Here is a 13,754-nt window from a genome sequence, read left to right as displayed (position 1 = left end):
GTATTCGAGGGTGGCGAAGATGCTGCCGCCGGAGTCGTCGGCGACCACGATCCGCAGATCCGGACGGCGCTCGCCCAGCCCGGCGGCCAGGCCGTTCGCGTCGTGCAGGAAGGTCAGGTCACCGCACAACAGCGTGACCGGCTCACCGGACGCCAGCGCCACACCGACCGCGGTCGAGGTCGTGCCGTCAATGCCTGCCAGGCCGCGGTTGGCGAACACTCGAGCACCCGCACCACAGGCCAGATCGGCGTCCCGGATCGGTTGGCTGTTGCCGAGCATCAGCACACCCGACCCCACGGACGCCACCACCGCCGCCGCCACAGCAGGACCGGTCAACACAGCCTGCCCAGCCACCAACTCGTCCACACGCGCAGAGAGCAGAGCATCGGCCGCCTGCCAGCGCCGCAGCCACCCGGCATCCCCGGGCTCGGCGATCAGAGCCGGCACCACCCGGGTGGCCCGCCAGCCTGCGTCCGGCCATTCGGGGGCTGCACTGACCACGATGATCTCGACATCGTCCCTGGCCAGCAGGCGATTCACCGACCGGGACAAGGTGGGATGCCCGTACACGACGACCCGTTCCACCTCGGCGGCCAACGCCGAACCGAGCAGCAGCGATCCGGTCCGTAACGCCGCGTCCCGCGCGTTACTCGAGGGCTCCGCGACCAGCGGGAAGCCTCCTGATCGGGCCAGCTGAGCCGCCTGCCGTCCGACGGCGACCGAAGCGTCACCGCACACCACCACCGTGCACAGGCCAGCCACCAACGGCGCCGCCACAGAGCCCCCAGAGGGCTCCCGCACCACCGCAGCCAACTCCGGCAGTGCCACCTCGCCGCCGACCAGCGGCTGATCGAGTTCCACGTTCAGGTGTGCCGGTCCGGGGTTGCAGCTGCCGACCCCGGCGGCCAGCACGCAGGCCCGCGCGGTCTGCGCCGCCCACGAGGTTTCGGACGCCGTCGAGGACACCCGCGCCGACCAGCGCACGAAGGGCTGGAAGAGCCGGGCCTGATCGGTGGTCTGGTTGGCGCCGACGCCGACCAGCGCGGCCGGTCGGTCGGCGCTGATCACCAGCAGCGGAACACCGCTGTGATGCGCCTCCATCACCGCCGGCAGCAGGTTGCCGACCGCGGTGCCCGAGGTGGTCAGCACCGGCACCGGGCGTCCGGACGCCTTCGCCAGACCGAGCGCCAGGAAGCCGGCGCTGCGTTCGTCGAAGCGGACGTGCAGCCGCAGCCGTCCCTCGGCCTCAGCCGAAGCCAACGCCAGGGCCAGGGGTGCGCTGCGGGAGCCGGAGGCGAGCACGGCGTCGGTCAGGCCCTGCGCGCACAGCTGCGCCACGATCGTGCCGGCGCACCGCGACGAACTCACCTGATCCCCTCTTCCACGTCGGACAGCCGCCGGTGCCACCACCGGTCCAGTTCGTCCGCTGCCCGCCAATCATCCCCGCTGGGGGCAACCCGGCGCACCTCGATCGCGCCATCGACGGCGATCAGCGGCTCGTCGACCACGTCTTGGGCGAGCAGCGCGACGGTGTTCAGCCCGCAGGCGTACGGCAGTTCCGGCAGCGCGGCGGCCAGTGCGACACCGGCGGCGATGCCGACCGAACTCTCCAGCGCCGACGACACCACGACCGGCATGCCCAGCCGTTCGGCCAGCTCCAGACAGCGCCGGACGCCGCCCAGCGGCTGCACCTTCAGCACCGCGACATCGGCCGCATCGAGCGCGGCCACCCGCTCCGGATCACCCGAGCGCCGGATCGACTCATCGGCCGCCACCGGCACCTCGATGCCGGCCCGGGCGAGCCGGACCCGCAGTTCGGCCAACTCCTCCACGGTGGCGCACGGCTGCTCGACGTATTCGAGTTCGAACCGGGCCAGTTCCCGCAGCGCTCGGACGGCCTCGTCGACCTCCCAGGCGCCGTTGGCGTCGATCCGTACCTGTCCGGACGGCCCGAGCGCGTCGCGCACCGCCTCCACCCGGGCCAGATCGTCGGCCAACTCCTGGCCGCGTTCGGCGACCTTCACCTTGGCCGTCCGACACCCTCCGGCCAGCGCGAAGGCGCCCGCACGTTCGGCGTCCACGGCCGGGACGATGCTGTTCACCGGCACCTGGGACCGCACCGGCGCCGGCCAGCCTTCGACAGTGGCCTCGACTGCCGCCCGCCACCAGGCGTCGATCTCGGGTCGCTGGTATTCGGGGAACGGGCTCCACTCACCCCAGCCCGCTGCCCCCTGGACCAACATCCCGGAACGTCGCGTGACGCCCCTGAACCGCGTTGTCAGCGGCACATCGAAGGTGCGGACCTCGACGAGCTCGACCGACGACGCTCCCTCACGAACCGACATTCAGGCCCCGATCAACAGGCCGAGCGCCAGCCCGGCCGCCGCAACCAGTTCGCCCAGCCCGACCAGCTTCAGCACCTGGATCAGCGCCCGCCCGGCACCGCCGGTGAACACCACCCGGACAGGTCCGGCCAGCAGCACCACGCTGAGCAGGCCGAGCAACGCCCACCAGGTGGTCAGCGCCGCCACCGCCACCACAGCGGCGAGCGCGACGACCACCAGCACCGCGAAGAACCACCGGGTGCCCCGATCGCCGAGCCGGGTGGCCAGGGTGCGCTTGCCCGACGCGGCGTCCCCCGCCAGATCGCGCAAGTTGTTGGCGACCAGGATGGCGCAGGCCAGTGCACCGATCGCGACCGCAGCCGCCCAGGTGGCCGGCGGCGTCGCCTCCACCTGCACCAGCACGGTGCCGCCGACGGCGACCAGTCCGAAGAAGACGAAGACGAACAACTCGCCCAGCCCCAGGTAGCCGTAGGGACGGCGTCCGCCGGTGTAGAACCAGGCCGCGGCGATCGCGGCGACCCCGACGGCCAGCAGCCACCACAGCTGGCTGAGGATGACCAATGCCAAGCCGGCGACGGCAGCAACCCCGAAGCAGCTGAACGCCGCCCGCTTCACGGTGCGGGGTTCAGCGGCACCCGACCCGACCAGCCGCATCGGGCCGACCCGGTCGGCGTCCGTGCCGCGGATGCCGTCGGAGTAGTCGTTGGCGTAGTTGACGCCCACCTGCAGGGCCAGCGCGACGACCAGGCAGAGCAGCGCCAGCAGCCAGGAGAAGTCGCTCTCGAAGGCGGCGATCCCACTGCCGGCCAGCACCGGGGACACGGCGGCCGGCAGGGTCCGCAGGCGGGCACCTTCCAGCCATTGACTCGTTGTCGCCACTCAGCTCCCTTCGGCCCACAACCGGCGCAGGCTCCGCCGATCGATCTTGCCAGTGGACGTTCGGGGCAGGCCAGCGACCCGGCGCAGCCGCCGCGGAATGGCCGACGGCTCCAGCCGCCCGGCCAGCCGAGCCCGGCAGTCGTCGACGGTGAGCGGCAGTTCTGTGAGGGCGGCGATCACCGTCCCCCAACGCTCGTCCGGTACCCCGAGCAGCACCAGGGCACCGGGTCCGAAGACTGCGTCCGCAGCACGTTGCGCCCGGCCCAGGTCGACGTTGATTCCGCCGGTGATCACCACGTCGTCGAGGCGTCCGAGCACCTGCAGCCGACCGTCGGACCAGCGGCCCCGATCGTGGGTGCGCAGGGTGCGTCCGGCGCCGCTGCAGTCCAGCGCGGCTGCGGTGGCGTCCGGGTTCAGCCGGTAACCGGAGAAGACACTGTCGGCGGTGATGGTGATCCGCTCGTCGGGTTCGAGATCAATGCGGACGCCGTCCAGCGGCACCCCGTCGTAGACGCAGCCGCCACAGGTCTCGGCCATGCCGTAGGTCGCGACCAGGGTGATGCCCGCCTCGCGGCCACGCGCCAGCAGTGGTGCCGGAATCGCGGAACCACCGACCAGGACGGCATCGAACCTGGTCAGCGCGGCCACCGCGTCCGGATCGTCGAGAGCGCGGTGCAGCTGGGCCGCGACCACCGAGAGATAGTTGCGGCCCTCGTGCAGAGGCAGTTCCGACAGATCGGACGGCACCACGCTGATCCGGGTACCGGCGACCGCCGCACGAGCCGCGGTCATCAGGCCGGCGACATAGTGCAACGGCAGCGGACACACCCAGTGACCGGTGCCGCCAAGGCGTTGGTGCGTCGCCTGAGCCGAGGCGCGGATCGCGTCCGCGGTGAGCAGCACACCCTTCGGTTCGCCGGTCGACCCCGAGGTGCCGACCAGCACCGCGGCGTCCGCTTCGAGAGGGCTGTGAGCGAGATCCCAGGACGGCGGCACGGACGCCTCATCGGCCACCACGGCGACCGGTGGTCCGCCGGCCAGCACCTCGGCGACCGCAGCCGGGACGGCCGGACCGCTGATCAACCGGGTACGCACATCAATCACCCTAACGGCGACAACTGACACCGCCGGACGGTGCCCGCACAACTCACCCCTGAGGGGTGATCGCGCTGGCATGGAGCCCTATGCGCAACGGGTAGATTGAATGCATGGGACGAGTGCTTCCGGTGGTGCTACTGGCTCTGCTGGTGGTGTATTGCCTCGTCGAGGTCGCCCAAGCCGACCCCGACCACGTCCGTCTGCTGCCGCGCTGGCTGTGGGTCGCCCTGATCATCCTGTTGCCCGGCGTCGGCGCCATCGGCTGGCTGATCGCCGGACGTCCGCAGCGTCGCCAGCCGCCGCCCAACCGTCCGCGCGCCCCCGACGACGACCCGGACTTCCTGCGCGGCCTCTAGCCGCACCTCTTTCGTCATCCCGGCGAACTCTTTCGTCATCCCGGCGAACGCCGGGATCTCTGACAGCCGTGGACACCCGATTCGAGATCCCGGATCGGGCCCGGGACGACGGGCGAGCCCGAGATGACGTGGCCGGTTCCCTCGGCGGGACCTCAAGACAGCCTCAGCGTTCCCTCAAGGCGAGGATCGCGACCTTCACTCGCTCAGTCTCGTGTGGCACTCTCGACTGGTGCCGTCACTCATCCGTCCCGTCGTCGCGGTGGTCGCTGCCCTCACGCTCGGCGCCGGGATGACCGGGTCGGCCCAGGCCGCGCCATTGCCGCAGGATCCGCCGACGCCCGTCGCGCCGTCCGGTGACGGGCGCACCGATCAGACCTCACGCGAGCAGCAGCGTCCGGAGTTGCTGCCCGAAGTCGCGCAGACGCTGAACAGCCGAGAGGCTGCGCTCGCCAAGGCTCAGGCGGAGATCGCGGCCCGGGCACGCAGCCTGCAGGCCGGCGACTTCGTGAAGCAGCGCGCCGCCGCCGAGAAGAAGATCCGCTACGCCGACAAGGTGAAGAAGCTCGGCTACGACCCGAAGAAGACTCCGCCGAAGGACATCGCCAAGAAGATCGCGCTCGACAAATACGACTGGGGCAAGGACCAGTTCAGTTGCGTGAACAAGATCTTCACCCAGGAATCCCAGTGGAAATGGAATGCCACCAACCCGACCTCGGGCGCCTACGGCATTCCGCAGTCGCTGCCGGCCAACAAGATGGCCAGCGAGGGTGACGACTGGAAGACCAACCCCGCCACCCAGATCAAGTGGGGCCTGAAGTACATCAAGGAGCGCTACGGGACGCCGTGCGCGGCGTGGGCGTTCAAGCGCGGAGCCGGCTGGTACTGAACCACCCGATTCCTGCGAGCGGCCTCAACTGGAAGGCCTTACAGTTCGGTTGTGGCTTCTCGTCGTTTCGCCCCCGCATTGGTGCTGTGGCTGTTCCCTGTTGTCACCGTCGGCCTTATTGTCGGCGTCATCGTCGCGGTGGTCAGCGCAAGTAACGCCTACTTCGGAGGAAGTGGAATATTTCCGCTGCTGCGCATTCTCGCGATCCCGCTGGCCATCGCTCTGTTCTTCGGCATTCGGGCCGCCGTCAGCCACAAGTCGAAACCCGCCGGCGGTGTCGAATTGCCCGCCCACGAACACCCCGCGCTGTGGGCGGAAGTCAACCAGCTGGCCGCATTGGCCCAGACGGCGCCGCCGTCCCGGATCGTCATGGTGCCCGAGGTGAACGCGTCAGTCTCGGAGGCCTCCGGCCGGCGTGAACTCGAGCTCGGTCTGCCGCTGCTCGCGACCCTGACGCGTGGCCAACTGCGCGCGGTACTGGCCCACGAGTTGGGCCATTTCGCCGGCGGCGACACCGCTGCGTCCGCCCGGATCGTGCGCCGCCTGGTGTTGCTCGAACAGGTGCGCGAGAAGTCGGGCGTGATGTGGCGGTGGTTCTTCAGCCTGTACGCCCGTCTCTACGCGCTCGCCGCCGGGCCGGCGGCACGCGAGGCCGAGTTGCGCGCCGACCAGTTGTCGGTGGCGGCGGCCGGTGCGCGAACATCGACCGAAGCGATGCGGGCGATCGTCCGGGCGGACCTCACCTGGCAGGTGGTCACCGAGAACTACCTGAGCCTCTTCGAACTCGCCGGCCGCCGCGCGCCCGTCCGTGAGGCCATGCACCGGTTCATGGCGGCCAACGCCGAGGCACTCGAGCCCGCAATCGATCGGATGCTGGCGGCTGAGAAGCAGCGCGCCTCCGACACCCATCCACCGCTCCGCGAGCGCATCGCTCACTTCCAGCAGGCCGCCCAGGCCGGCGCCGTCGAACCGGTACCAGCGCCGGAGGCTTCGACGCCCGCCTGTGACTTGCTGGCCGGTGGCGGGGCCTGGTTGGACGCCGCGGAGGGCGAGCTGGCGATCCAGCAGTGGCCGTTGGCGTCGTGGGACGAGGTGATCGTCCGCGGCATGCGGCAACAGGTGGACGCCGAAGCCGAGCAGATCAGCGCGCGGGCGCGCAGCCAAGGTGTGGGCGACGGCGGCCTGCAGTCGCTGCTCACCCTGATCGAGCGGCCCGCGGAAGGTCTGTCGCCGGATGCTGTCCAGGCGGCACTCTTCGCCCCGGTTCTTTCGGCGATGCTGGCTGTCGGCGCGGCGCGGGTGCTGCCGTCCTGGTCCGGGGCGGCCCGCTTCACGGGGCCCGACGGATCCGACCTGGACATCGACGACCGGATCGCATCGGCGGCGCAGACCCGTGACAGTGGTCAGTTGCGCGCCTGGCTGACCTCGCTCGGTGTGGATGTGGCGCACGCCCGCGCGACGACGGACGTGCCGCAGTGGATGGCGGCCGGAAGCCACCTGACCGGGCCATGGGACGGACGGCGTGACGTCCACTTCTGGACCACCGGCCTGCTCGCGCTCCCCCCGCTCGACAAAGAGACCGTCAAACAGAACAAGGAACAGTTCGCGGACAAGCATCAGTACCCCCGTCTGTATCGCGCGCGTGCCGAAGGCATTGATGCCGTCCGACGTCACACCGAAACGCTCTGGTGGGACGCCGCCAGCATCACCAACGCCGACGTCACCGGAAAGGTCAAGCCTCGGATCACCATCACGCTGGCCGATGGCACGTCGCTGACGATGACCGGCACGTTGGAGACGGTCTTGGTGGATTCCCCCGGGGCAGTGGCGCAGGCGCTGGGTTACCTGGCCGCGCCACGAGCCCGCTGAGGTCACGCGAAGAGCGGAACGCGGCAGAAAAAGGGGTCTCGACAAGCTCGACCAACGGGGACGAGCACGGGTCTCGACAAGCTCGACCGACGGACGGCGGCGTCAGTTGCGTCGTTCCACCGGCGGAATGATCCCGTCCTCGATCGCCCGCCGGAAGAGTTCCAGCTTGTTGTTCGCCGGGCGGTTCACCTGGGTGTATTTCACCCGGATGCGTTTCAGGTATTCCTTCACGCTGTTCTCGGTGATGTACAACTGCTGCGCGACCTCGGGAATCTCCAGGCCGGCCACATACAGCGACAGCACCTGCCGTTCGCGCGGTCCGAGGTTGGCCGCCACATAGCTGGTGTCCGATTCGATGGCGGCCAGAATCTCCTGGGAGAGCACCATCTGGCCGTTGGCCACCGCCGCGAGCGCCTCAATGGTCTGGGCGATCGGTTCGGCTTTGCGGCAGACGCCGTCGGCGCCGCCGGCCAGTGCGCGCCGGACCAGCCTGATGTTGTCGGCGATCGAATAGACCAGAATCCGGTAGCCGACCTCGGCGAGCCGTTCGACATTGTCCTTGGGATCCGAGTCGTCGCCGAGTGACAGGTCGAGCATCACCACGTCGGCGTCCACCGAATCGGCCAGGAATGTGTCCACCGTTTCGTGCGAACTGACCACCCGCACATGCCCGGAGGCGTGCTGTTGCAGGGCAGCCCCGATCCCCAAACGGATCGCTTCGTGATCGTCGATGATCGCGGTCCGGATGATGGGGGTATCGGTCATGTCTTCCTCACAGTGACGGTTCCGGCCTCATCAATAGTAGTGAGGTTACGTTCGGCGTCGACCCGCAGAATAGTCACCGCCTCGGCATAACCCTCGGGCGCCGTCCGGGCGACGATCCGTCCGCCGGTCGAATCACGCACCAACCGCTCCAGTTGCCGCAAGGTTTCACGCCGCACCGTTTCGGGCAGTCGCGACCCGCGATTGTCGACCAGCACCACTTCGACACCACGTCCGCGGGCGGCCTGGATGGCGTCCGACACCCCTTGTGAAACAAGGTTTCCGGCGCGCAGGGCGTCGCGCAGCCGGCCCTCCAGGACGCGACAGGCGTCCCGTTCCTCAGCACTCAATTGGTGGGCCGGATCGGCCAGGTTCTGCAGCAGCGGTCCGATCTGGGCGCGTAGTTCCGCCAGCCACACCTCACGCAGCACCAGCTTCGAGAAACTCTCGGCCATCGCCTGGGTGTTCTGCCGCGACATGCTGCGCACCCGCACCAACTGCTCGCCGATCGACCGGACGCCGCGGACCACCAGGGTGGCCAGGACCATCCACAGCAGCGGTCCGAAGACGATGTCCAGGAAGACGTACGGGCCGAGGTCGTGGCCGTAGGTCCAGATCAGCGCCTGCACCATGAACACGCCCAGCCCCACCCAGGCGATCTCGCGGCGGCCCCGCACCAGGACCGTGATCAACAGCACCATCACGACCGTGCCGTGCCAACTGCCGTAGCCGAGTCCGCGCGCGGCCGGCATCGGCACATGCGCCAGTTCCGAGATCACCGCCAGGCAGAGCACCACCACGATCGCACCGAGATTGCTGATCCGGCGCTCCCCCGCGCGCCACAGCGCGACCGCGGTGGCGAACACCGCCAGCCCGAGCGCGACCGGCGTCCACTCGCCGTCCTCGCCCAAGGAGGCCAGCCAGCCGACCAGCACCTGAACGCCCACCATCAGCCAGACCAGGAAGACGAACATCTCCACCCGCAGCACCGAGCGCAGCGCCTGCGAGACCCGGCGACGGGCGGCGGCGTCGGCGCTGCGCTGCTCGCGTCCCACCCACAGCAGGCTGACCCGGGTGCCGTCGCCAGGACGCGAACTGATGTCGACGGTGCCCCCGATGTGGGTCAGCCGTTCGCGCATCGACACCCGGATGCCGAACCTGTTCTCGGGCAGGTCCTCGGGGTCGAAGCCCTTGCCGTCGTCGCGGATGTCGACCCGCACCTGCTGGTCGCTGCGATCCATCCGGGCGGACACCGTGATCGTGCAGTTCTCGGCCTCGGCGTGCCGGCTGACGTTGAGCGCCGCCTCCCGCGCCGCCTGGCCGAGCACACTGGCGACCGCCGCGGTCACCGTGAGGTCATCGCTGGAGGCGTCGACGATCACTTCGGCCTGCGGGCACACCGGGTCGACCATGTCCTCGATCAGCCTGGCCAGCTGGTGCAGATCGAGCGGCTGAGCACCGTCCGGTGCCGAGCCCGCGTCGGCGACCGCGTCCAGGGCCGTCCGGGCCAGCTCGGCCACTTCGCCACGCGACTGATCGGTCTGCACGGCCGCCACCAGAGTCGTCATCACCCGGTCGTGGATGATGCCGTCCAGCACCGTGCGCTGCTGATGCAGGGCGCGGTCGATGGCCCGGTCGGCCTCCACCTGCTGCGAATCGGCGGTGGTGGCGTCCAGTTCGTCGACGGCGTTGGCGAAGAACCTGATCAGGAGCAGCAGCGCGGTGGGCAGCACGAGCAGCGTCAGCACGTCCTGCATCGCCTCGAGTGCGCTCAGATCGCCCCCGGACCGGGTCATCCGGACGGCGCCGAAAACCAGCGCCGAGACAACGGTGTAGACGAAACCGAGTGGCACCGTGGTCGCGATCGCCGCACACACCGCGGCGATCCCCACGCACATCCACAGCCAGGGCGCATGGTTGGCCTTCAGTGGACTGGTCCATGCCCAGACCCAGGTGGCCAACCCGAGCAGGCTGACCAGCGCGTACGCTCCGCACAGCCAGCGGACGTCACCGAACGACCACGCGTAGACCGGCAGCAGCAGGCTGAACCCGACGATGCCGCCGCCGACGGTCGCCAGCCACAACGGATGCAGATGCGGCAACTGGATGAACGCCAGGAACAGGGCCGGAATGAGGGTGGCGAGGCAGGTCAGCGCGACGGCTCGGGCCAGGCCGAGCCGCAATCCGGCCGCGCTCGGACCCCGGGCAGAATCAGCCCTGCCCAGGTGCCCAGCGCTACGACGGGACGTCACTAGGCGCCGCCGAGCCCGCAATGGTGCCGCATCGGCGAAAACCAGGTCAGGGCGCGCAACGACTCCCCCGAAAACGCGCCCTGCATGGGCTCATCCTGCCATCGGCCTCCGAGGCGGTGCCAGAGAGCCCGATCAGCGGGCCGCTGCCGGCCATCCCGGACGGCCGGGTAGGGGAGCATGCTCGTCCGGGCGAACGTCGGATCTGGGCCGGGCCGCTACCCCGCGTAGTCGTTGCTGAAGGCGTCCTGCGCGGTGACCGGTTTCGAGACCAACTTCGCCTTGGCTAGGAAGGACGCCATCGCCTGCCATTGGGTGGCGTCCAGGGCGGGCTGGAAGCGGCCGCCGGTCAGTTCCATCAGGTCGATGGTCGCGGCCAGGACGGCTTCGGCGTTGGGTCGGGCGGATTCCGTCCAGCCCGGAATCTGGGAGGCGGAGATGTCGATCGCCGCCTTCTGGTCGGCGGCGGTCGCCTCGATGGCCCGGCTGGTCGCGGCCACCACCTGGCGGACCACCTCGGGGTTCGCCGCCGCGTAGGCGGACGAGGTGAGCAGGCAGGTGCTGACCAGCGGCACCGTGCCGTCCGCGACCGGCAGTGCCCTGGGCTCGACGCCCTTGGCCCGCAACTGGACCAGTTCGTTGGTGCTGAAGCCGACGATGGCGTCCACCTTCTTGCCGGTGAGCGCGGCCACCTGGGTGTAGCCGACCTCGACGATGGTGACGTCCTTCTCGGTCAGCCCGGCGGTCTGCAGGGCGGCCTGGACGGCGAACCAGGACTCCCCGTAGCGGCCGGGCACGCCCAGCGAGCTGCCTTTGAGGTCGGCCAGCTTCTGGATCGGCGAGCTGCCCAGCACGATGATGTTGACCGGGAACGCCTTGTAGTAGGCGCCGACGGCGATCACGTCCACCCCCTGCGCCCGGGCCTGCATCGCCTCGCTGCCGGCAGCGACCAGGAAGTCCTCGGCACCCGAGGTGAGGGCGTTGAAGATGCCCTCGGTGGCGCCGTGGTGGCGCAGGCTGACCTGCGCGGCGACGTCGGAGAACAGCGATTTGGCTTCGCCGACGTAGAACGGCGCGAACTGCACGTTGGGGATGTAGCTCAACCCGATGGTGGCCCGGACCGGATCGGCGGGGGCGATCGGGGCGGACGGCGTAGGGCTGCTGCTGGGTGTAGTAGCGGGCGCGCAGCCGGCCAGTCCCAGGGCGAGTGCGGCGGTCAGCAGGGTTCGGCGATGCATGGGTCTCCTCGGTTCAGGGCTTCTGTTCGGGGCCGGTCAGTTCAGGGCCTCGACGATGGCGGAGCGGCGCTCCCACCAGGTGATCAACGAGTAGGCGCCGGCTGCGATCAGGCAGAGCCAGGCGATGGTGGCGAACATGCCGGCGGTGTCGACGGCGTCCCGCTGCACGGTGAGCACCGTGCCCAGGCCGTTGCCGCCCATCACCATTTCGCCCACCACGGCACCGGTGACGCTCAGCGCGAAGCCGTTCTTGAACCCGCCGAGCAGTGCGGGCAGGGCCATCGGGGCCTCGATGTAGCGCAGCAGTGCGACGCTGCCGGCACCGTCGCTGCGGGCGGCGTCCACCACGTCGCGGGGCACCATCCGCAGGCCGACGACGGCCGCCACCAGGATCGGGAAGAACACGATCAGGGCGCACAGCACGATCACCGGGACGAGTCCGTAGCCGATCCACAGCACCAGCAGCGGGGCGAGCGCGATCGCCGGAATGGCCTGGGTGGCGCCCAGGAACGGCTGGACGGCGTCCGAGAACCACACCGAGCGGTGGATCGCCACGGCCAGCGGCAGAGCGACGACGGAACCGAGCAGGCAGCCGCCGAGCGCTTCGCCGAAGGTGACCGCCAGGTAGGGCCATAGCGTGCCGCTGACGGCGTCCTCGAACAGCCGGATCAGCACAGCGCCCGGTCCGGGCAGCATCATCGGGGACGCGGCGGCGGCGATCAGCGCCCAGAGTGCGAGCAGAACGACGCCGAGCAGCGCGGGCGCAAGCAGGCGCCGACGCTGGGGGCTCAGCTGGCTCATCGTCATCCTCCGGTCCGCAGGCGCGCGTCCGGGGTTCGGCGCAGAGAGTATGCGCCTACGACGGCAGCCGTCGTCGACAACTGCCGTTCGTGCTGCCTCCCATCCGGACTTTCACCGTCGGTCCCGGAATTCCACCGGATCAACCGCTGCAAGCAGCGGGTCGCGGACTGTCACCGCCGGTTCGGACTTACACCGACCCCGGAGCACGATCGCGGGTCAGTATATGCCGCGCTCGAGCCCCGCCCACCAGTCGTCCGCCTACTCGCACACCCGGGGACGGTTCTCCCGGACACCGGGGACGGTTCCTTCGGTCACCGGGGACGGTTCCTTCGGTCACCGGGGACGGTTCCTTCGGACACCGGGGACGGTTCCTTCGGACACCAGGGACGGGTTCTCTTGGACACCACGGACTCGGGCGGTGGAAGTCTCAGAAAGTGCCTTGTGACGACACAGGTCAAGCGGTGGGCAGCACGTCCGCGAGATCAGGGTGGTTCAGGGCGTCCAGGATCAGATGGGCATCCTCGGCCTCATGCGGACCTGACGGCACCATCACGACCCACAGGCCGGCGGCGCGAGCTGCGGCTGCACCCGTCCGGGAATCCTCGAACGCGACAGCCTCGGACGGCACGACGCCGAGCAGTTCGCAGGCTCGCAGGTAGACGTCGGGTGCCGGCTTCGGTGCGGAAACCTCGCTCGCCGAGACGGACAACGGCACCAGTTCGGCCAGCCCGGACGAGACGATCGACAGGTCGAGCAGGTCACGCGGCGTATTGCTCGCGATCGCGTACGGCAACCGCAGTTGGCTCAGCAGATCGACGGCTCCCGGCATCGGCTCAGAACCGGCGGTCAGCTCATCCCGAGCGCGTCCCACGAACTCGGCCAGGACGTCCGGGTAGGGCTCACCGAAGCGCTCGGCCATGATAGCGGCGGCATCTTCGCAGGCCGCACCCAGGAAGAGGTGCCTCTCGGCATCGCCGTAGACCAGCCCGCGGGTGGTGAACATGGCTGCCTCGGCCACCCCCCAGGGCTTCTCGGTGTCGGCCAACAACCCGTCGAAGTCGAACACCACGGCACGGACGGGATCTGGTCGCTGCATGCCCGCAGCCTACCGATCGCCTGCTGGGCAGGGCTCTTCCGGTCGTGGGGACGACTGCTCCGACCAATCGTCGATGCGTCCGGTGACCAACGGAACCGTCCCCGGTGACCAAGAGAACCGTCCCCAGTGACCGAGGGACGGGGCGGTGACCTCCGGCCACAGCGTCCGGCACGCG

The 13,754-nt window shown here is 69.7% G+C and carries 12 protein-coding genes and 1 riboswitch; of the genes, 3 read left to right on the top strand and 9 right to left on the bottom strand.

What is annotated here, in order from left to right; genetic code table 11:
• The 4 genes from menD to QM624_RS03810 all read right to left on the bottom strand — a co-directional run.
• A partial coding sequence (gene menD / locus QM624_RS03825; RefSeq protein WP_415088891.1) for a 2-succinyl-5-enolpyruvyl-6-hydroxy-3-cyclohexene-1-carboxylic-acid synthase occupies window positions 1–1,368 on the bottom strand: 1,368 nt, incomplete at its 3' end.
• Window positions 1,365–2,345 carry an o-succinylbenzoate synthase gene (locus QM624_RS03820; RefSeq protein WP_415088889.1) on the bottom strand — a complete coding sequence of 327 codons (981 nt, stop codon included), beginning with the start codon at window positions 2,343–2,345 and terminating at the stop codon, window positions 1,365–1,367. The genes menD and QM624_RS03820, both read right to left, overlap by 4 nt.
• Window positions 2,346–3,224, bottom strand: coding sequence for a 1,4-dihydroxy-2-naphthoate polyprenyltransferase (locus tag QM624_RS03815; RefSeq protein ID WP_415088887.1), 879 nt, complete (start codon window positions 3,222–3,224; stop codon window positions 2,346–2,348).
• Complete coding sequence (locus QM624_RS03810) at window positions 3,225–4,319, bottom strand: AMP-binding protein (RefSeq protein WP_415088885.1); 1,095 nt, start codon at window positions 4,317–4,319, stop codon at window positions 3,225–3,227.
• 113 nt (window positions 4,320–4,432) lie between these two features.
• On the opposite strand from QM624_RS03810, the gene QM624_RS03805 reads away from it, so the two are divergent.
• From QM624_RS03805 to QM624_RS03795, 3 genes are all read left to right on the top strand, one after another.
• Window positions 4,433–4,678 carry a PLDc N-terminal domain-containing protein gene (locus QM624_RS03805; RefSeq protein ID WP_415088883.1) on the top strand — a complete coding sequence of 82 codons (246 nt, stop codon included), beginning with the start codon at window positions 4,433–4,435 and terminating at the stop codon, window positions 4,676–4,678.
• 229 nt (window positions 4,679–4,907) lie between these two features.
• Complete coding sequence (locus QM624_RS03800) at window positions 4,908–5,564, top strand: transglycosylase SLT domain-containing protein (RefSeq protein WP_415088881.1); 657 nt, start codon at window positions 4,908–4,910, stop codon at window positions 5,562–5,564.
• 51 nt (window positions 5,565–5,615) lie between these two features.
• Window positions 5,616–7,433 (top strand): M48 family metallopeptidase, encoded by a 1,818-nt coding sequence (locus tag QM624_RS03795; protein ID WP_415088879.1) that lies wholly within the window; start codon window positions 5,616–5,618, stop codon window positions 7,431–7,433.
• Between the two features lie 102 nt (window positions 7,434–7,535).
• On the opposite strand, the gene QM624_RS03790 is transcribed toward QM624_RS03795, so the two are convergent.
• From QM624_RS03790 to QM624_RS03770, 5 genes are all read right to left on the bottom strand, one after another.
• Complete coding sequence (locus tag QM624_RS03790) at window positions 7,536–8,198, bottom strand: LuxR C-terminal-related transcriptional regulator (RefSeq protein ID WP_415088877.1); 663 nt, start codon at window positions 8,196–8,198, stop codon at window positions 7,536–7,538.
• Window positions 8,195–10,378: a sensor histidine kinase gene (locus QM624_RS03785; RefSeq protein WP_415088875.1), complete on the bottom strand. Its 2,184-nt coding sequence runs from the start codon at window positions 10,376–10,378 to the stop codon at window positions 8,195–8,197. Before QM624_RS03785 ends, QM624_RS03790 begins: the two co-directional genes overlap by 4 nt.
• 284 nt (window positions 10,379–10,662) lie before the next feature.
• Entirely contained in the window at window positions 10,663–11,682 is a 1,020-nt protein-coding gene (locus QM624_RS03780; protein ID WP_415088873.1) for an ABC transporter substrate-binding protein, read from the bottom strand.
• Between the two features lie 36 nt (window positions 11,683–11,718).
• Complete coding sequence (locus QM624_RS03775) at window positions 11,719–12,483, bottom strand: ABC transporter permease (protein WP_298129335.1); 765 nt, start codon at window positions 12,481–12,483, stop codon at window positions 11,719–11,721.
• An 85-nt stretch (window positions 12,484–12,568) separates the two neighbouring features.
• Window positions 12,569–12,694: riboswitch (FMN riboswitch) on the bottom strand.
• Window positions 12,695–12,937: 243 nt separating this feature from the next.
• Window positions 12,938–13,579 (bottom strand): HAD family hydrolase, encoded by a 642-nt coding sequence (locus QM624_RS03770; RefSeq protein WP_415088870.1) that lies wholly within the window; start codon window positions 13,577–13,579, stop codon window positions 12,938–12,940.
• Window positions 13,580–13,754: the final 175 nt, after the last annotated feature.

It is taken from the genome of Micropruina sp., from assembly GCF_047606365.1.
Taxonomy (GTDB): Bacteria; Actinomycetota; Actinomycetes; order Propionibacteriales; family Propionibacteriaceae; genus Micropruina.
Note: the sequence above shows the minus strand (reverse complement) of the source record. Positions and strands in the feature narration are given on the sequence as shown.